We start from the raw sequence: 18,524 nt of genomic DNA on the forward strand, positions 1-18,524 counted from the left end.
TGTCAGGCGATTTTGTCTGCCACCAGCTTCCCGTCCAGCCCCACTCCGCCCAGGATCGACGAGTAGTGCCTTGTCAGCCATGGAAGCCCCACGACATACAGGCCGGCTTGCTCGGTAGCGCCGCCGGTGTGCTTCGGGTATCCCCATTCGTCGAGCACGGGGATGTCGATGAACGAGAGGTCCAGCCCATACCCGGTCGCCCACAGCACGGACGTGATGCCAGCGTCGGCCAGCTTCAAGGAAGCAGGCTCCGAGGGTAGCCAGTCGTCGTCGGGCGCCGGTGGTTGTGAAGGCGCATGCAAACCTGCGGCCGCGATGTACGCATCAATGGCCTTGCGCATGCGTTGGTTGAACCCGGACTCGACTGTCGCCAGGCGTACGGGGAGGTCGTCGCTGAAGGTGATGTCGCCGTCGTCGATTGTTTCCAGGCGGCCGTGCAGGTGCATGCCGCGGCGGCCGAGTTCGCGGAGGTGGATGTCGTGGCCGCCGTCGGTGCCGGAGAGCAGCGGGTTGCAGGCGAGGCGGGCGGCGGGGGAGGGGAGCGCCTCGCGGGTGAGGGCGTTGACGCCGTAGTCGGGACCGTGTTTGCCGGTTTCGAGGAGCCAGTAGAGGATGTCTTGGCCGCGGTATCGGCGAGGCGCTTCGGGGCAGGTGGAGACGGCCAGATGGACGTCGCGGCCGGCGTCGTGCAGTTCCTCGGCGATCTGCCCGCCCGACTGTCCCGTCCCGACAATCAGGACGGCGCCCTCGGGCAGTTGCTGCGGATTGCGGTAGTGGTGGGTGTGGAGCTGGGTGACTTCCTTGGGAAGCTTGCCGGCCACGGCTGGCACCTTGGGCACCTGGTAGGCGCCGGTCGCAAGCACCACCGTCTTGGCACCCAGCCTGCCTTGCGAGGTTTCGAGGCTGAAAGTGCCGTCCGTTCCCGCCGATAGTTTGGTGACGTCGACGCCGGTATGGATCGGGGCGCTGATCACTTCGGCGTATCGCCTGAGCAAATTTACGACGGCGGTTCGGGGCAGAAAGCCTTCGGGGTCATCGGCTGTGTAAGGCATCCCAGGGAGGTCGAGCGTGTAGTTGGGGGTGTTCATGTAGAACCCGTCCCAGCGGTCCTGGAACGCGCCGCCGAGGGAGTCGCGCCGCTCAAGGAGCTGATGCTCGACGCCAGCCTTCGTCAGCCAGTAGCTGGTGGCGAGACCGGCTTGGCCGGCGCCGATGATCACGGTATCTGGGGCAGATCCCATGGCGTGGATTTTACGCTTGGGGCTCCGGTTTGGGGATGGGTTTTTTGATGGGACCTTACCCACGTATCGCTTGGGCCGGACTCTGCCGAGCAGCTATCAATGCAGGGTGAATCGCGGACACTAAGCCGGTGACCACGCCCAACCCGAGTCCCCCGGGGATCCAGATATAAGAGATGAATGGCGTCCAGCCTTGGAGCGCCGAAGCAATAACAGTCGTGGCTGCCCCTAGGCCACCGCCCAAGAGACCGCCCAACAACCCGATTAGTATGCCTTCCAGTAGGAAACTGCAAGCAATGGAGCGCCGGGTAGCGCCGAGGGCTCTACGCAGTGCAATCTTCGGGGTCCGCGAACGAACGGCAATGTACATTGTCGTCGATCCGCTGACAGCGGCAAGCAGCAACACAATCAGTCCTATGCCACCGATCAGATTTCCCAAATCCGAAGTAACGCCACGCGAAAGATTTCGTAGATCAGCTACGGTCCCCACGGTTATTGCACCGGGGTTCCCGGGGTCAACAGCTAGTGCTATTGATTCCGCCACAGAGGTCGGGTACCCGGGAAGGGTTCGAACAACGAGGCTCGAGTAAGCGTACGTTGGAGAAACGACACCTGGTGAGACTACGATGGCCGAATCAAGGTCGGGTTCCCGGCCGGGGTTGTCGATGACACCGGCTACCGCGACTTGCTGGCCCGAAATCCAGATCGAGTTCCCTGCCGTCTTGTATGCGACGCCAAGCGACTCTGCCACTCTTTTTCCTAATAGGGCTACGTGTAGGTTGGCACGCGGATCGAAGGATGCAGGCGCATTTCGAGGACTTGTCTCCAACTCGTAGATTTCCAGGAGGCCCCGGTCTGCCTGGATAACCGGTGTCCCGTGGAGGGGAACTGAATTGGGATTGCCGACATTGAATCGACTGACTGTCAATCCTTGGGCCGGGGCGTCATACCGGAAGCCAACATTTTGAACACCGTCAAGGTTGAGGACCTTGGGTTTAGCCCGCGTTGCCCATTCCAAAACGCCTTCCTGCTGAGCTCCGTCTGACGGTGCTGCACGAGACAACGTGACCTCATCCAACGCTGCCTTCGATATTCGCTGGCTTACGTGCCCAGCGGCACTTTGGCTGACGCCGTTAGCTGCCACAAGGCCAGCGATTCCCACTGCGAAGGCAAGCATTAGTAGCAGTGTCCTGCCGAACTGAGTTGCTAAGGCCGTCATGGCATCGGCAAGATAATCAACAATCCTTTGCACCGCTTGTGCCGATGGCCGAGGCGACTCATTCTTCGGAGTCTTGCGAGTGACAGGCACATTCGTGACTAAGCCGTCATGAAGAACGCCATCACTGATGCGGACCACACGAGTCGCCGCGGCGGCAACCACCGCATCGTGAGTGATGACCACGACTGTGGTTCCGGCTCTGTTTAATTCGCGGAGGTTCTCAATCATCCTGGCTGTGTTGGCTGAGTCCAGATTTCCTGTGGGTTCGTCCGCTAAGAGTACCGAGGGGTTGGTTGTCAGAGCCCGGGCCAGAGCTAGCCGTTGCCGTTCACCGCCGGATATGTCCTTGCCCCGACTTTCGGTTCGGTGGAGAAGACCAAAGTGCGCCAGCCACTTCGCCACAATCATAGGACGCTGGCGGGTGGGTATTCCCTGAATTCGCAGCGGTAGAGCGGCGTTACGCGACACTGACTCCTCACCTAGGACGTTCGACTGCTGGAATACGAAACCGAGAAATGCTGATCGCAGATGATCGCGGGCCCGTTCGGAGAGGGTGGATGTGTCCTGACCGGACAGAAAGTACCTTCCTGTCGTCGGCGTATCCAGCAGGCCAAGAATGTTCAGCAATGTTGACTTACCGGACCCTGATGGTCCAATAATCGCGACAAAGTCTCCTTCAAAGACCACGAGATCGCAACTTTGAAGGGCGCTGACTTCCCCGTTGGCGTAGATCTTACTTACGTCGGATAGCACTAATAACGGAATTCCGGAATTGGACTCATGGACTGACAACGACATGGATCCCTTCCCTTACCTTGTCATTGGGGGCCAAGACCGCCCATCCGTCGTCTTGCGCCTGGACGGAGATTTCCACTCTTTTGGGTGGTTGTCGCGAAGGGGTTCCGCTCGTTAGGTCGTCGTCGATCAGCACGTAGAGACCAGAATCATCTTCCCGGATCGCCGTTACGGGTACGGCAACGCCTGTGGTCTCTGGGGCGACTGTCCCAACCAAAACGGGCACACCCAAACCGAGAGTCGTGCCCTCCGGGAGCGCCATGATGACGTCTATGCCTGCGGGCTTCGTGCCATCGCCATCGACGAAGGAACTCACCGACAGTACGGTGCTTTCGACCTTGGTGCCGGGAAGCTTGAAGACAACAGGTGTCCCCGGGGGAAAGCTGTCGGAGACACTAAGACTGGCACGAGCGCTTACAACATCCGGCGACGTCTTTATGCGTGCGACTGGATGTTCCTTATCCACCGATTCGCCTATGGGGCGCAGTTCTGTAATGGTCCCCGTATTCCCAGCGATGTGAAAGAATTCCTGAAATCGAATATAGACAGTTTTTCCATCAATCGGTGGATCAACTTTCATAACTCTGTAAATCCGCTGGAAGGCATTAATCGTTGCTTCATCAAGAATGCCAGTATTGCCGGGGAAATATCCCCAACTTTCAAATTCCCGCTGGAGAGCTCGCACGTCGGGTCCGGTATCCCCTTGATGCAGATCACGGTAGAGCGGAACATCACTGTTTACCATAATCAAGGGACGGCCGGAAACCGTACCCAATATCGAGCCCGACTTAACATCTTCGCCTATGCCGGAAAATAGCTGCGTAATAACTGGAGGACCTTGGCCTTCTAGCAGCGGGGCGGGTACGTCCACAACCGTACCTGGGGTCACGATGCCTTGGACCTTCGCTGAATGACTAACGGTACGGAGCTCCGCAGTTGCGGTGACAGGAACCACGATATTTGCGGCGTCAATTATCGAATCCTCGGCGTTCTTCAATGATGAGCCAAGAATGAACGATGAGATTGCGATGAGAATGACAGCTATAAATGTTAGGATCAAGCGAAACGGTCTCATTACTAGAGGAATCTTCATGGGATACTCTCCGCCCCTTTAGTCCAAAAGTGTCATGAGGCGCCAGAGATGATTTCGCGAGCTTTTGCAACATCGGCATCCTTGTCGGTCTTCAGTTTCTCAAAGGCGGCCTCGTGATTTGCGATGTAGGCCGCTTCATAACGGGACTCTGTGTCTGCAAGTCGCTGAATAAAGTTGACTTTTTCCTTGCAAGCGATATCTGTTAAGGCCGTCTTGATCTGGCTAGCCTTGTCGGTGTTTGAGACCTCAGGTATCCAAGGGGTCTTTTTGTCGGAGGGGAGCGTGATGCCAGCCTCTTGGAGGCAACTCGACCATTGGCTCCTAATTGCCTTCCATTCATCACTGTCACCCGCCTGCTGTGAGGCTACTCTGGCGGCAGTGTCACCAAGGTCAACGGACCCTATCGCTCCTTGCACATGTTCTGGAAGCAAACGGGAAGCTAACTGGTCTTGACACTTTCGGTAGTGGCGAACAAATTCGACGTCTTGAGTGCTGGCGCTGGGGGCGGAGTCGTCGGTGCCGTTCTGGGCAGCCCGCGAAGGGTTGTGCGGATCGGCAGGGAGTTCATAGCCATAACTTTCTGCATTGGTTCTGTTCCAGATGCCGTACTGCCGATCCTCACCCAAGGGGCGGGAAATATGCTCCTCGATATCGAGGAGAAAGCCCTTTTCCTTCATGCAACTCGCTATGAGTGTTAGGTTTGCACGTTGCAGCAATACGTCTTCTTCGTCGGACGCAAAGTAGCTCGAAAGTGGTGTGATGATCTGCGATTTCGCTCTATCCAATGTTGCGTTAACATCTTGGAATTCTGAAATATCAAGGGTCTCATTCGTGGTTCCTGCTGCCGAACATCCAGTAGCACCAATGGAAATTAGGATGGACACGGCTACTAGTTGAATATTTCTTTTCATGAGAATCCCCTTCGCAGCCTCATACTGAAGAGAACTCAGTTTAAGAGGCTGCGAAGGAGTTTACCTACTTTCGGTTAGAATCGGCTGCTATCGATCTGGTCATTCCAGAACCAGTTCAACGAATCGTAATGACCGTAGGCCGGTATCCAGGTCGAATCGCCACCGTAATAAGCATCGGCATAGACGGCGTAACGATTCGGATTCATGCTATCGATTGATGATGTTTTGTCATGAAATCCTGACCATGCAAAATCGCCGACATTGTAACTTGCGTAGATCATGTTTCCCGTAGTGTCCATGTCTTGCCAGAAGCAGATGGAATTACTAAACGGACAATCGCTACTTACGCCTGCAGACGCAGGCTGTGCCATAACGAGCGCCGTCGTTGACACGAGAGTTGCGGCTGCCACAGCCGTGGCTATCTTGTTGCGTCTAAAGTTGGACAAAGTTGTCCCCCCAATTGCTAGACGTGTTATGAGCCAGGTCAGGCTCAATATGTAGGCAACCTGAAGATAACCCGTATGTCAACGGTTAATTCGGCTGTGGCCCGTCCATACGCATTAGCAAAGAAATTTTTAGTCATTTAGGCGAAATCTTCAAGAATCAGCGTCATGTTCTCCCGGTCAAGAACACAGAACTATGGGGGAGTCTATGTTCTCAGCACGCATGCCCTGCTGGATGCAGTGAGTCGCAAGTCAATAGGCATTCGAAGTCACCGGGTAATCACAACTGATCTAACTCTTGGAGTCGCAATAACTGAGGCAATAACCATTCTTTGAAAGACTCCTTCGACTCCGGAGCAAATTGGGCCACTCCACGGATCGAAGGCCTACCGCGGGAGGCTGATGTGGATGCTCCGGTCGGAGTCGACGTCGTGCTCGAAGGAGGAACTGATCGAAACGATCAGAACGCCAGGCGCCCTCACTGCCTGCCGAAAGTCGTCCCGGCGTGAGAGCGTCACCACCTTATGGACGAGTCCGCGCCGCCTTGCGTGACACACCAAACCTCGGTGGTTCCACCCATGCGTCCGGGGTCATCGGCGGTGGAGGGCATCCAATGGAGGTCGAGCGTGTAGTTGGGGGTGTTCATGTAGAACCCGTCTCAGCGGTCCTGGAACGCGCCGCCGAGGGAGTCGCGCCGCTCGAGAAGCTGATGCTCGACGCCGGCCTGCGTGAGCCAGTAGTGGTGGCCAGCCCGGCTTGGCCGGCGCCGATGATCACGGTATCTGGGGCAGATCCCATGGCGTGGATTGTACGCTCGGGCTTGCTGTTTGGGGACGGGCTTTGGTGGGGCCGTTCAGCTGTTTTGGGCCTCGAAGAAGGCTGCGATTTCCGCGTCCGTCGGCTCCCTGAGTTCTACCGGCGTTGTGGCCGGTGTTGGGGCGATGAAATCATGGATGGAGGTCTGGCCTTCGAGCTCTGGGGTGGGCTCGGGTTCTTAGTTGTCCGGCATGTGTGGTTCCTGTTCCTTGGCGTAGGAACCACCTTAATTTCGCGGTGCACCTTTGCACCGGAGGCAAGGCCGGGCTGGTGCCTAAGACTGTTTGAAGCCATTCAAAACCGTGTACATTCCGCCGATTTCTTGCGCCACCTTGTCCAGGTCCTTGCCGCTCCATTTTTCCTCCAAGGCAAGTGACAAGTCTGCGACGATCCAGTTCTCGCCTTCAACGATCGCCAACGGCTGCGAGGTATCCATGTAGACCTGCGCGGCGTCGGCCCGAGCATCCGAGCTGTTGAACCACTCGATCTGGACCCTGTTGCCGCAAACCGCGTATTCGGCCGTTAACCCGGCCAGATCCGGGTTAACGATCGGTCTCGCGGTTGGTTCGTTCTCGCAGCCGACGACGGCGGCGACTGCCTCTCGAGCTTCGGCAAGTGACGCGAACGTCGGGCCTGGCACGGGTGGGAGGCCCGCGTCGGGCTCTATCGCCCGCTCAGACGGGCAGCTGGACAACATGCCGGCTATAGCGAACCCTGCCGCAATGCACACGAATTGCCGCGAACTAATCACTGGACACCCCCATTTGTCAGTTGTGCCATCCTCGCACGACTACGTGCCGTTCGGGATAGGAGGCGATACGCTTCTTGGACGACGTCGTAGGGGGACGATTTCCAGCATGACTACTGCACGCAAGTTCCGCGTACTGAGCTTGGCATCCACTGCCCTAATTCTGGCCATTCTGATTTTGCAATTCACCCGCGTGATCAGCGGGTTTTGGAGTGTCACTCTTCTCGTGCTCATCGGTGTTCCGGCGACGATCGCCGGGGTGATTCTGGAGAGGCGCTTGGGGGCCGAGAAAATGCGGGACGCGGCTTAGGCCGCCGGTAGGGCACCTATCTATCTACGAAGCCAGGGCTGCCACGGGGAGGTGCAGCGGTTTGTCTTAGGCCTACCGCGGGAGTCTTATGTGGATGGCCCTGCCGGAAAAGTGTTCCCAGAAGGTATCAGGATCAACCTGCAGGCTGCGTCCTTCCGTTGGATGCTGGCTGGACGGTCGATGGATGACCACGTGGCCCGCATCGGAGACGCCGGCCACCACCGCAAGGTGGCCGGAGTCGCTGTCGTCCTCGAAGGATGAGCTGATCGAAACGATCAGAACTCCAGGCGCCCTCACAGCCTGTCAAAAGTCGTCCCGGCGTGAGAGCGTCACCACCTGAGCGACGAGTCCGTACCGCCTTGCGTGACGCGCCAAACCTCCGTGGTTCCAGCCGTGCGTCTCTGTATAGCCACCGAGCCGGAGGAGTTCCTCGGTGATGGTGGCAGGCAGCAGAGTATGGCCGGGAGTCAGGCGGCCATAAGCCATGCGCAGGCAAGCAACGCCGCAGGAGCGGGTGTCCCAGTATGTGGCCGCGGCGTGGCTGGGGTATCCCAAACGCTCCCAGTCGTGACTCACCATAGAGCTGAAGAACGGCACAAGCAGTTCCGGCGAAGGGCCAATTGGGTGACTCACAAGCGCCGCGTCTGCTGACGGTTCCGATGCTTCCACTCATCCGAGGCAAAGAACTCTCGGAGAACGTCCTCGCCACCCTCTGAGATGCGGACTTCCGTGTCCGAACCGACAAAGAGGGGAAGGTAGCCCTTTTGCTTGGCTACGTAGTTTGCGACATCCAAGGGTGGTATGTCCGCGGGACCCACACCGTCGCCTTGCAGGAGGCGGGCAACGATATCTTCGCAACCGGCCACCTGCAGGATGACCCTGAGCTCGAAATCCCGAAGGATGTGCGGTTCCCAGATGCTTTTCAATGGCAGCGGACCGAACGTTGATTCACCGGCCCGGTATTCCATGTGCATGTGCTTCCCCTGATTCCTGACGAGCTCCCAAAACTTAGGTGAGCCGCACTGAAGGTTCGTGACGCACCCAACGGTCATGCCGCCGTCGTACGCTTCTGTCAACGAGGGATGGCCGCGGTCGAGGGGTTGGCTAGCGTTTGGACGCCTTCGCAGCCTTCGGCGGCATCTTCGACACGTTCTCGAAGGCCTTCGCCACCCACTCGGCCGTTTGCTCGGCGTCGTCCTGCCAGGCTTCCGGGAGACCGACGTAGCCACCCATCGGGCGCTCTTCCGGGCCGAAGGGTTGCGTCGGGTGGTTCGTCTCGAGCTCGTGCTGGTCGGACTCGGAGAGTTTCACTCCGATGGTTGGTCCGAACAACCCCGCGAACATGTTGCCGTTCACGAACGCTCCCAGGTTCCCGAACATCGGCTTGACCACCACATCAGGATGCTCCGGCACAGCAGCGCGGAAGCGTTCCTTATCGGCCTCTGACGGCTTGGGCATCTGCATTGGATCTTCCTCCGGGTGTAAGGGCTGGGACCTGTCAGCAGCATACGGCGCGAAGCTGCGAGTCAGATAGGGCCATGCGGATAGGCGGCAGAAGCGCTGGTCCGTCACGCCGCAGTCGTTTGCGTCACCAACAAGAGGGCAGATTTCTGTCCCGCAGACGCGAAGGAAGGGTGACTATGGAATTTCTGGCTGACTTGGGCGAGTTCGTTGGTGCGATCGTGGGGATGGTGACACTTGTCTATGTCATGAGAGCCACCAGGCTTTCCGGCCAGGCGGTGCGGGACGCACAACGCATGCTTGAGCTGGAAGGCGAGCGGGACGAGCGGACGATTGCCCTGCAGGAGCGGCGGCAGGCGTCGCAGCTGGTGTTCTGGCCCGTCAACGGGGACGGCAACTATCGGTGGGGGATCGAACTCGTCAACTCCAGCGAGGCCCCTGTTTTCGGGCTGGAGCTCCAGCGGTCGGAAGGCAGGAGTGGCAGCGGGAGCCAGATCCCGGAGATCCGGGCGTCAGCCAAGATCCTGCCGCCCGGCCGCTACTTTTTCAGTGAGCGGAAACGATGGCCAAGTCACGTGAAACCGCACGAAGTGCTGGAGCCCATTCCCGGCAATACCGACTACATGCCGTCGGTTTCATTCACTGATAGTGACGGCCGCGAATGGCTACGCGGAGTGGACGGACGACTGGAACGGAGAGCCGGTCGCCTCTGACAGTTCATGTGACCTCTGACGTCAGCGACCGATGAGACGCGGCAGTTTGGCCAGCTCTTCCAACTCGACGGACTCATCATGGTGTCCGCCGAGGCCATCACGTTGTCGAATACCTCCCCGGACATGGTCGGGAAATCTAAGAAATCTTCGTCTGCCATCGTCTAGCCTCCTTGTTCTGGTTCCTGGCATTGCGCGCTACGGGTTGCGTTCAAGCCGAGCCAGCGCCCACTCCCATCCAATTAGCTCCTGCTCCAAGCGAACCCTGTCGCCGTACGCTCCGGACTGCAAACCCTTGTATACGCGGGCTTCCTCCGGCGTGAGACGCGACAACACGGCTGCTGACGCCGACGTCTCCACGCTCCACGCATCCCGGTGCGCCCGCAGTGTCTCTTCATCCATCAACACGCTCACAACGTGGGGATGAATCGCGCGGAGTTGATCCAAGATGCGGAATCCATGTGTGTCCAGATCTCCCCAATAACGGACCTCACAACTGCGCAACCACGCGGCGTCCCGAAGCGAGGAGAAGCCATAGCCCTTGCCGAAGATCGCCAACGTGCCGGGAAGATCCGGAAGGGACAGGAAGTTCACCAGGTTCTCGGTGATGATCACCCTTGTAACCGGCAAATCGAGGGCTTGGAACGCTGAAGCCGTCACGGTGATGTCCCGGGCGCCGCCCAGCAACGTGATCGACGGGTCCAACATCAGGAAACGAACCTGTTCTGGCGGGTGGAGGAAACCGTGGCGTTCCGCGAAGCGTCCTGCGGGGGTGCGGGCCTCCAGAGGCCCCAGCAAGGCATCCTCGGAACCCGGCGAATCCGCAAGAGGATCGACGGTTGGCTCCTCAACGTTTGAGTCCAGCATCGCTACCATCTCGTCGATGGTGCGGCGGTGACTCTCAATGAACTTCGTATGCACGCCCGGCAAGCTCAGCTGGCGTACAAAGAATCCGGGCGAGGGATTGTCCCGAAGCCACAAGGCGACACGGGCTGCCGTCAAAGCGGAGTCACCCAACGCCAGGAACTGCAGTGGACGCCTGAGAGCCCAGCTCCGCAAGCGTGGATCCAGTGCTTCCAAGGCAGCCGACAGTGACAGGAAACGCTTCAATTCCCCTTTCTTCCCGACAAACGCCACTTCGTCCTCCACCGAACCAAACATAGCCACAGCGGGAAGCTGGTTAGCGCCGATAGTGGTGCGGCCGACATCGACCGTCTCCACAACAAACGTGCCCGCAGCGTCGAACAGCTCCGTCGCCCATGCCCTGGCAAGCACGTAGGAGTCACGCAGTTCTGTCGCAGACGGCCGCTTCAACGTACGTCGCCGCGGATACAAGCCCGTAGGTTCAAGGGCTTCCCGCAGCAGCTGGCCACGGTCCCACGCGGTGACGGAAAGCGCGCGGAGATCAGCCAAGGAGGTCCAGCGAACAGCCTTAGCCGGCATGTCGCTCCCGCTCTTCGCGGTATTCGGTGATGGTCATGTTTCGCAGCTGGGAGTCGTTGCCGTTGGTGTTGGCGACGAAACCCACATGGGCCACGAAGGGTTCGATGACGTTGATCTTCTGCAACGGCGTGACGATCAACAACTGCAGCTTCATCCGCTGGAATAATTCCATGCCATACCGTGCCGACTCGTCCGAGCCCCGGCCAAATGCCTCATCGATCACCACAAACCGGAAGCTCCTCTCCTTCGCCAAACCGGCACGGGGAGCACCCTGACCCGCCGCCAGGCCGAACTGGAACGCCAACGCCGCCGCCAGGATGGTGTAGGCCAGCTTCTCCTTCTGGCCGCCGGACTTACCACCGGAGTCAGTGAAGTGCTCGAATTCCTCGCCTGTCTCACTCCATCTCTCGGACGCCGAGAACGTGAACCAATTACGCACATCGGTGACCTTGGCCGTCCAGCGTTCGTCCAAGGCGGTGTAGCCCTCGCGTCCGCGGAAGCGTTCGATCAGCCGCTCAACCTGAAGATACTTTTGCTCGGAGTATTGCTCGTCGTCGCCGATGGTGCCCTCGGAGCAAGCCCGCAGGTCAATGCCGAACTGCCGCACGTCCAGATCCGAGGAGTTCTGGTGCTCCAACTGGATGTGGCGGCCCGGGTTGTATTCGATCTCCGCCAGCGACTGGTTGATCTCACCAATCCGGCTGACGATGTTCTGGCGGCGGTTGTCCAGGAACGCGTTGAAGGCCACCACCTCATGGATGGTGTTCTGTGTCAGCGAGTCCTTGAACCGCGCCTCGAAGCGCGGCAGATCGTCGCGTTCCAACTGCTCCAGGAGGTTGTTGAACTCCCCGGCCGCATCCAAGGTCGCATCAATGTCCGTGGTTTCGTTCGGGTACTTGTTCCGGAAATCGGCCATTAGCCGAACTGTCGTGGCCGCAGCGGTCGCGATGCGCTTTGTCAGGGCGTCAATTGCGCTCGTCAGCCCGGACCGGACAGAACTCTCCGCCGCGCCGGTGTTCCGGTAGGTGAGTGCCTCGTCCCCAAGTGCAGAAGTGGTGAGCCGAGCCACGGCAGCGAGCACACCGCCGTCGTCCGTCAGCGGTTGTTCCTTGAGCGTCAGGCGGCATTCCTCAATGGCCGCCGCAATGTCCCGCGAAGCGTTGCCATTGGCCCCGATGCGCTCGCGGACCTTGTCCGACCGTTCCTGCAGTCGATCAATGCGGCCCGAAACCTCGAGTTCCTTGGCCGTGAGCTGCTGCAACACGCTGCTCGCCGACTGCAGCTCAACCTTCTCGTCCTTCAGGTCCTGGACCCTGCGGGCGGTCTGTTGCCACCCAATTTCGGAAAACTCAGCCACGGACCCTACGTTGCCCAACAGTTGCCGCAAGCGGCCCACGTCGCCAAGGGAGGTGTCCACCTTCGCCAGTTGGGTGCCGGCGGTCCGGTGCTCGCCGTCGACATCGTCGCGCTCTGCGCGGATACGCACAATCTTGTCGTGGTTATCCCAACCGAGGACGAACGACCGGCGATCCATTAGGCCCCGCCGGTCATCCTTCTCATGCCGGCCCCGCGGACCCTTCAACTGGCCGTTTACCGTTAGCGCCTTGGGGTACCGGCGAAAGTCCTCCATGGTGTCGCAGCAGACGTAATCAAAGCGGGTGCTGAGCTCATCCAGCAGGAAGTCCCGGAACGACGTTCCCTGTTTGATCGCGATCTTCGCACCCAACGTCCCGGCCGCGGGCGGGCGGGACGTATAGGAATCCCCAACCTTTCGGTACACCAGCCTGCCCTTGAGATCGTTCGCGTCAACCCACGAGCTCACCGCCGCATAGTGCTCTGCGGACACCAACAGTGACAGCGCGAACGGTTTCAGCGTTCGCTCCGCTGCACCTTCCCATTCGGCTTCGCCGTCGCGGACACGCAATAGTTCGGCAGCGTAGGGGAGCGCAGATTCAGGGATGCCGGTGCCCTGGCAGATTCGGGTGCGCAGCTCCAACTCACCACGCTCAAGCAGAGTTGGGCGAGCTCAGGCTGAGCAGTTCAGCATCGATTTCGTCCTTGCGGGCCGCCAACTGCCGTAGCTCCGCATCCAAGTCCGTCCTGCGATCCTGAAGCTCGGCTGCCCTCGCCGCGAGGTTCGTTTCCACCTCCGCCAGCCGTGCGCTGTTCGCATCAAACAGCACCCGGTCCTCGGGAGCGTTAAGGCCAAGTTCGACGGCGGCAGCTGAGTACTGCTCGAAGCGCTTGCGTTGGGTCTGGGCCGTCTCACCGAGCTGCGCGACTTCGGCGTCGATTGCGGCCAACCGGCCGCCGCCGCTGGTGCGGATGTCCTCCTGGACGATCGCCAGTTCGTGGCGAAGCCTGGCGATGTCAGAGCCAAGCTGCGTGCTGTCTTCCCGGAGCTTCTTGCCTGCCTGTTCCAGCTCGCCCTGATGTTCCAGGCTGAGTGTGAGTTGTTGGTCCGTGAACCAAGGATGCAACTGATCGCGTTGCTGGCGGGCCTGTTGCTCTTCCGCGCTCAGCTTGTGGTGGGTGCCGGCGCCGTCGCGGATTGGTTTCAACAACTCGATCTGGTCCTTCGCTCTGACCACCGCCTCGTGTGCCTTCTTGAGGTCGTCGAAGTGGCCGATCAAGCTGTTGATCCGGGTCTCGACATCATCGTCCTCCAGCATGTTCGTCCGGACGAAGTGGGTGATGTTCTCCACCTGTTTCATGGAAACAGTGCGGTGGAACAGGTCCATGGCCTGGTTCCCGCTTATGCCGAAATGCCTTTTGAAAGCTGCGGCGTAGGGATCGAAGGTGTCGTGGACTGTCACGCCCCCCGCTTTGAGCCGTTTCTTGAGCTTGGCAGGGTCCTGCCCGAAGTTTGAGAAATCCTCAGCAATGGTCTGCTCCCGCTCGGCAAGGGAATAGAACCGAGTCGGCTGGCCCGCTTCCTGCATGGTCCACAGAGTGATGCCCAACGTGACGGTCTTGTCTATGACGGCGTTATGGAAGATGCCAAGGACCACCGTGAGTGTACCGGGCGCCCGCAGCGCGACAGGCTTGGAATACTCACCGCCCACGCTGCGAGTGCTCTTATGGAAGCCCCTGACATAGGACATCAGCGTCCGCTCACGCTTCTGCGCGCCGGCAGCCTTGTTGTACTCAATCCTGTTGGCCGGCAGCAGGAGCGTGGTGATCGCGTCCACAACCGTGGATTTCCCCGATCCGATGTCGCCGGTCAAAAGGCTGTTGGCCCCGTCCAAACGGAACGTGCGCACCCCGCCGTGGAATGTGCCCCAATTAAGCAGTTCCAAACGCTGCAGTCGAAACCCTGGCGGCAGGGCGGCGTCGTGCGATTCTCCGTCGCCTGGCTCCTCAAACGTGAACAGGCTGTCCTGAACGTCAGTGGTCATGGTCATTTACTTCCGGTGAGGGATTCACGATAGTCGGCCAGCCGCGCGTCGAACTCTTCCAGCCATTGCGCGTCCACGTACGCCTTGAGGATGCGCGCTACCTCATACGTCCCCGATTCGCCGTGGAGCCTCCTCAGGAAGCCGAGTTCCACCACCTTCTTGATGTTGGTACCAAGCCGATCCAGAATGCGGGCTTCGTTGCTCGTCTCGGGCAGGAACACAGAGACCATGTCCTTGAGCTCCTCCTCGGTCATGATGAGGCGGAGCTCGCTGCTGTTGGTATCGAACTCCAGCAGCCTTTTCCGAAGCAGGGCGAGCAGCAGGCTGACATCGAAGGTCAGCTGCCGGCGGGGGATCAGCCGGGGGAGAGTGGCGTCCGGATCCTCACGCGACTTGAGGAAGGCGTAGCCCTCGGACTCGTCCAGAATCAGGTTGAGACCGAGAACCGCGACGTAATCCCGCACCTGCGAGGTCAAGGTGAGCAGCGACTGCCACACCTTCTCATCAGCCTCCGCGTAGACCACGCCCTTGAACAGTTTGGTGACGACCGCCGGGAGTTCTTCCGGTGTGTTTGTTTCGTTTGCAGGGTTCATACCGGCCTCACAAAGATGATATGGTCGATGTTTGCTTCCCGGGTGCTGCCGTCTGCTGCATTCCAGGTGATTCGCTGCGTTGCTTCCGGATTGATGCTGGCCCAGTCCGACTCCGACGCAAGCTGGTAATACGCCACCAACTCCGCGAGTCCTTGGGACAGCGGATGTGCAATGGTGATGTCAGCGAGCGTCGCCTGGTCCGTGTTCTCCAGCACCTCGTCGATGTTGCCTTTGAGCCGTTCCTTGTCCACATGGAACTGATTGAACAAGGCGCTCGCGTCCACATCCGCGTCCTCGGCCGTCACAACCTCGTCCGCGACCATGACGCGGCTGCCCGGTTCGTAGAGCGGCCGCTCGAACGGCAACGCGACGTCCACGGACGGCGCATCGATCTCCATGACAAGGTTGGACGGCGGGTGGTCCCGGTTGTCGAGTGCGCTCGCCTCGATGCTTCGGATCAGTTGCATGATGCGCTTGTTCTCCAGGAATACTTTGTCGTCCAGGAGCCTGCGCATTTGTTGGGACAGTTGGCGCACCGTGCCCTGCGTCTGCTCGACGGCAGGCAGCCAATCCTGGTGCAGGTTGGTAATGGTGTGCAGGCCGTCTATCCGGGCCAACGCTTCAATCTGCGTTGCCCGTTGGAGCAAGTCATTGAGTTCGTTTCTGGCCTGCGGAGACATCAGGTAGTCCCAGAAGCCCTGGAAGGTGCGGCCCTGCAGCGAGCTTCCGATGTCCTGCTGGTTGGCAAAGATGGAATCAAGGAGTTCGCCTTGGCTGCCGTCCCAAGTGGCAATTTGCTCGCGAACTTGGCGGTCTAACTTGCGGAAGTTCTGCTCGACCTCGCGGAAGTCGGAGAGGAGGTCCTTAGCCAGGGTGGTCAGTTGCTGGAAGTGGTCGAGTGCTTCCGGCGCAGTCATGACCTTGACGTTGCCGTCACGGATTAGTTGCATCTCGTGGTCGATACGGTCTTTTTGGTGCTGGAGTTCTGCCAGGCGGATATCGGGATCTGTTTCCGACTGCTGCACCAGTGTCTTCAACACGGCGAAGATGCTGGTTAGCCTCGATTGAGTAGCTACGAACTCGCGGCCTTTGAGGCTTTCGACCCACCTCACCACGTCTTCGGCGGCGGGCGTCAGATCGAAGTGAGGTTCGTCTGCGCCCTGGACGTAGTATTTCCGCAGCCACGCGCGTTCAGGGGCAGCCCAATCGTCAAGGTACTCCGACGCGCTCCTGGGAAACCTGTCCTCGCCAAAGGACTCCCGGACGCCGAAAAGGACATCCTCCAGGACATCGATCAGTTGCTGGCGGCCTACGTTGCGTTGGTTCGGATCAGTGAATGCGGACATAAAGAAGTGCAGGGCGAGAGGCGCGTTCTGTGCACGAAGCAGCGCCCAGCCTGCATGGTTTTCACGCAACGCGTTGATTGCGTAGTAGTCCATTTGGTTCCTCAATGTCCTGCCGCTGCGGTGTCCTGTTCAAAGGCTATGCCAAGGGTGCGACACTCTGCTCACGCCATCGGCTGGATAAATCCGCCCCAGCACTAGCCATACCGCCAGATGTCTGTAAACTTGACGGTGTTGTTGTGTTTGGCATTTGGTAGTTCAGGCAGTCCCCGCAGTCCACTTTGGTCTGCGACCTTCTGAAGTAACGGTGGAGAACACCCCACACCGGAGACCCGAAAGTCGGGAACAATCTCCACCTTCAGTTAGGACTGAAATTATGGCTACAGGTACCGTCAAGTGGTTTAACGCTGAAAAGGGCTTCGGCTTCATCTCCCCGGAAGATGGCAGCCAGGACGTTTTCGCTCACTACTCCGCAATCAACTCCTCGGGCTACCGCTCCCTCGAAGAGAACCAGAAGGTCTCCTTCGACGTCGAGCAGGGCCCCAAGGGTCCCCAGGCAGTAAACATCCAGGCTATCTAGTCTTCGGATAACTCAAGAGCAGGGCCGGTCAGTTCACTGACCGGCCCTGCTCTTTTGGTTCATGCCCCCGCGCTGGGGGCATTGTTTACCAGAGACGCCGAGGGTCTTCCCTGGCTATGCGCCGCAGGGTGCTCGCAGCCATAACCCAGTCTGGAAAACGCTTATCGATGGCCCGGAGGACTGACAAGGTCATGTTCAGCCGGCTAGATACGTTAACGGCCAGCACATTCTCATGATGCGCCGCTCTGTTGCGAAGGCGGCGGAGTGTTTCCAGTTGATACGTGAGCTTGTTCAGGCCTGTCAGAGATTGATCTGCGTTTGGGAAAGCGAAACGAAGCGCATCTGTCCACAGCTGCTCGCGTCTGCTTGGCACATTCCGATCCGTGAAGAGGGATGTCCAGTTGCCGAAGGTTAGCTGCGCAACGATGTCATCGTGTGTAGGGGAGTCTTTGTGCCGCGGATGCGAAGGATGCCTGTTCTGAGATTCTTGAAGCGCATATTTACGCGCCCGTCTAACAGTGTGGCTCATCTGACCATATAACGGGTCCGCCAAGCCGCCGGGTGCAGTCCAGTCACGTCCGAACGTCCCCTGAGCTTGAGGAAGGGGTTGCTGTTCGTTCCAGTCCGAGATGGCCTTCGTGATCGCATTCCTGGTTGCAACCTCCACGTAGGAGATTTGGGTGTGGAAGGATCCGCCTAGCTTCATGTTCCAGCGGTAAAGGTTGGAGGCGCGCTCGCTGTCGCGTGCGGCTGCGTCCAAGAAGGGCTCCAGACGCTTCTCTCCCAGGAAGGCCGTCATCATTGCTTGCTGATCCACGGGGTTGATGCTACCTTGTTTGAGCGAGCGTCGGGCTTGGACCGGCGCGTCATATATCGGTGATCCTTGGTGCTTGCACCAGGGATCACTTGTTTAACCCTGCTCGTGAAGTCCCAACCGAGGTCTAAGGGTTTTGCTAAGCCACGGGTTCTTACTCGGCCAGTTCTCGTTGAGTCGCCCCACCAGACCTGTGTTGGACGATGCTTTCGAGGAGGGGGGAGCGCTGGCCGGGGTACGCAGAAGAAAGGCAGTTTCCTGCAGGGCCTCGTATTTTGCAAGCGAGATCAGGACGCCGCTGCCCTTGTTCGAAACGATCTCCACTGCAGTGCGGTCTGCGATCACCTGTTCTATGAGTGAAAGCAGATCTGCCTTTGCCATTGAAGCTGTGACGGCCGCTCCGGCTCCCCTCAGTGACCACCCCTTTTTGTCGTGCCCATCGTATATATCTACTAGTGCTGATGAAGACAGTCGAACACATATCCACATAGCAAATTACACCCATGTAATTCGCTTCCCCAAGCCCATAGCGTGGACATCAAGACACCATCACGCAAGGGGTACCGATGATCCGCCCGACCTTCAGCCAGAGCCAACCCGAGCCCGAAA

21 protein-coding genes are annotated in these 18,524 nt (G+C 59.1%); 4 read left to right on the forward strand and 17 right to left on the reverse strand.

The annotated features are described in order from the left end of the window. Window positions 1-2: 2 nt before the first annotated feature. The 7 genes from ACH488_RS14785 to ACH488_RS14815 all read right to left on the reverse strand — a co-directional run bounded on the left by ACH488_RS14785 (window position 3) and on the right by ACH488_RS14815 (window position 7,155). Window positions 3-1,241 (reverse strand): flavin-containing monooxygenase, encoded by a 1,239-nt coding sequence (locus ACH488_RS14785; protein WP_397325310.1) that lies wholly within the window; start codon window positions 1,239-1,241, stop codon window positions 3-5. Between the two features lie 55 nt (window positions 1,242-1,296). Further along, window positions 1,297-3,255 carry an ATP-binding cassette domain-containing protein gene (locus tag ACH488_RS14790; RefSeq protein WP_397325311.1) on the reverse strand — a complete coding sequence of 653 codons (1,959 nt, stop codon included), beginning with the start codon at window positions 3,253-3,255 and terminating at the stop codon, window positions 1,297-1,299. After that, window positions 3,236-4,345: a hypothetical protein gene (locus ACH488_RS14795; RefSeq protein ID WP_397325312.1), complete on the reverse strand. Its 1,110-nt coding sequence runs from the start codon at window positions 4,343-4,345 to the stop codon at window positions 3,236-3,238. Before ACH488_RS14795 ends, ACH488_RS14790 begins: the two co-directional genes overlap by 20 nt. 32 nt (window positions 4,346-4,377) lie before the next feature. Further along, window positions 4,378-5,256, reverse strand: a complete 879-nt coding sequence (locus tag ACH488_RS14800) for a hypothetical protein (protein ID WP_397325313.1) — start codon at window positions 5,254-5,256, stop codon at window positions 4,378-4,380. A gap of 74 nt (window positions 5,257-5,330) precedes the next feature. Beyond that, window positions 5,331-5,666, reverse strand: a complete 336-nt coding sequence (locus ACH488_RS14805; protein WP_397325314.1) for a peptidase inhibitor family I36 protein — start codon at window positions 5,664-5,666, stop codon at window positions 5,331-5,333. Window positions 5,667-6,341: 675 nt separating this feature from the next. Continuing rightward, a complete protein-coding gene (locus ACH488_RS14810) occupies window positions 6,342-6,497 on the reverse strand; it encodes a hypothetical protein (protein ID WP_397325315.1) in 156 nt (51 codons plus the stop codon). A gap of 292 nt (window positions 6,498-6,789) precedes the next feature. Continuing rightward, window positions 6,790-7,155 carry a hypothetical protein gene (locus tag ACH488_RS14815; RefSeq protein ID WP_397325316.1) on the reverse strand — a complete coding sequence of 122 codons (366 nt, stop codon included), beginning with the start codon at window positions 7,153-7,155 and terminating at the stop codon, window positions 6,790-6,792. Window positions 7,156-7,372: 217 nt separating this feature from the next. On the opposite strand from ACH488_RS14815, the gene ACH488_RS14820 reads away from it, so the two are divergent. Both ACH488_RS14820 and ACH488_RS14825 read left to right on the forward strand, forming a co-directional pair. Continuing rightward, window positions 7,373-7,573: a hypothetical protein gene (locus ACH488_RS14820; protein ID WP_397325317.1), complete on the forward strand. Its 201-nt coding sequence runs from the start codon at window positions 7,373-7,375 to the stop codon at window positions 7,571-7,573. A 90-nt stretch (window positions 7,574-7,663) separates the two neighbouring features. Next, window positions 7,664-7,834, forward strand: a complete 171-nt coding sequence (locus ACH488_RS14825) for a hypothetical protein (RefSeq protein ID WP_397325318.1) — start codon at window positions 7,664-7,666, stop codon at window positions 7,832-7,834. A gap of 42 nt (window positions 7,835-7,876) precedes the next feature. On the opposite strand, the gene ACH488_RS14830 is transcribed toward ACH488_RS14825, so the two are convergent. The 3 genes from ACH488_RS14830 to ACH488_RS14840 form a co-directional block, all read right to left on the reverse strand. After that, window positions 7,877-8,206 carry a hypothetical protein gene (locus ACH488_RS14830; RefSeq protein WP_397325319.1) on the reverse strand — a complete coding sequence of 110 codons (330 nt, stop codon included), beginning with the start codon at window positions 8,204-8,206 and terminating at the stop codon, window positions 7,877-7,879. Continuing rightward, window positions 8,203-8,547 (reverse strand): hypothetical protein, encoded by a 345-nt coding sequence (locus tag ACH488_RS14835; RefSeq protein WP_397325320.1) that lies wholly within the window; start codon window positions 8,545-8,547, stop codon window positions 8,203-8,205. Before ACH488_RS14835 ends, ACH488_RS14830 begins: the two co-directional genes overlap by 4 nt. 130 nt (window positions 8,548-8,677) lie before the next feature. Next, entirely contained in the window at window positions 8,678-9,037 is a 360-nt protein-coding gene (locus tag ACH488_RS14840) for a TfoX/Sxy family protein (RefSeq protein ID WP_397325321.1), read from the reverse strand. A 170-nt stretch (window positions 9,038-9,207) separates the two neighbouring features. On the opposite strand from ACH488_RS14840, the gene ACH488_RS14845 reads away from it, so the two are divergent. Continuing rightward, window positions 9,208-9,747, forward strand: a complete 540-nt coding sequence (locus tag ACH488_RS14845) for a hypothetical protein (RefSeq protein WP_397325322.1) — start codon at window positions 9,208-9,210, stop codon at window positions 9,745-9,747. Between the two features lie 195 nt (window positions 9,748-9,942). Here the strand turns inward: ACH488_RS14845 and ACH488_RS14850 are convergent, their stop codons facing one another. Genes ACH488_RS14850 through ACH488_RS14870 form a run of 5 tightly spaced genes read right to left on the reverse strand, consistent with a single transcriptional unit; the run spans window position 9,943 to window position 16,617 of the window. After that, a complete protein-coding gene (locus ACH488_RS14850) occupies window positions 9,943-11,187 on the reverse strand; it encodes a Wadjet anti-phage system protein JetD domain-containing protein (RefSeq protein WP_397325323.1) in 1,245 nt (414 codons plus the stop codon). Then, window positions 11,177-13,183 carry an ATP-binding protein gene (locus tag ACH488_RS14855; protein WP_397325324.1) on the reverse strand — a complete coding sequence of 669 codons (2,007 nt, stop codon included), beginning with the start codon at window positions 13,181-13,183 and terminating at the stop codon, window positions 11,177-11,179. The genes ACH488_RS14850 and ACH488_RS14855 overlap by 11 nt, the downstream gene beginning before the upstream one ends. Window positions 13,184-13,193: 10 nt before the next feature. Continuing rightward, complete coding sequence (locus tag ACH488_RS14860; protein WP_397325325.1) at window positions 13,194-14,585, reverse strand: ATP-binding protein; 1,392 nt, start codon at window positions 14,583-14,585, stop codon at window positions 13,194-13,196. A 2-nt stretch (window positions 14,586-14,587) separates the two neighbouring features. Further along, the gene (locus tag ACH488_RS14865) at window positions 14,588-15,178 is read right to left on the reverse strand and encodes a DUF4194 domain-containing protein (RefSeq protein WP_397325326.1); all 591 of its coding nucleotides are present in this window, start codon (window positions 15,176-15,178) and stop codon (window positions 14,588-14,590) included. Then, complete coding sequence (locus ACH488_RS14870) at window positions 15,175-16,617, reverse strand: DUF3375 domain-containing protein (RefSeq protein WP_397325327.1); 1,443 nt, start codon at window positions 16,615-16,617, stop codon at window positions 15,175-15,177. Before ACH488_RS14870 ends, ACH488_RS14865 begins: the two co-directional genes overlap by 4 nt. 280 nt (window positions 16,618-16,897) lie before the next feature. Here ACH488_RS14870 and ACH488_RS14875 point away from each other — a divergent pair, with 280 nt between their 5' ends. Further along, complete coding sequence (locus ACH488_RS14875) at window positions 16,898-17,101, forward strand: cold-shock protein (RefSeq protein WP_021472668.1); 204 nt, start codon at window positions 16,898-16,900, stop codon at window positions 17,099-17,101. Window positions 17,102-17,186: 85 nt separating this feature from the next. On the opposite strand, the gene ACH488_RS14880 is transcribed toward ACH488_RS14875, so the two are convergent. Together ACH488_RS14880 and ACH488_RS14885 are read right to left on the reverse strand one after the other, a co-directional pair. After that, window positions 17,187-17,918 carry an Abi family protein gene (locus ACH488_RS14880; protein WP_397325328.1) on the reverse strand — a complete coding sequence of 244 codons (732 nt, stop codon included), beginning with the start codon at window positions 17,916-17,918 and terminating at the stop codon, window positions 17,187-17,189. A 93-nt stretch (window positions 17,919-18,011) separates the two neighbouring features. Beyond that, entirely contained in the window at window positions 18,012-18,404 is a 393-nt protein-coding gene (locus tag ACH488_RS14885) for a type II toxin-antitoxin system Phd/YefM family antitoxin (protein WP_397325329.1), read from the reverse strand. Between the last annotated feature and the right edge of the window lie 120 nt (window positions 18,405-18,524).

This window comes from Paenarthrobacter sp. NPDC018779 (assembly GCF_044391085.1).
GTDB lineage: Bacteria > Actinomycetota > Actinomycetes > Actinomycetales > Micrococcaceae > Arthrobacter.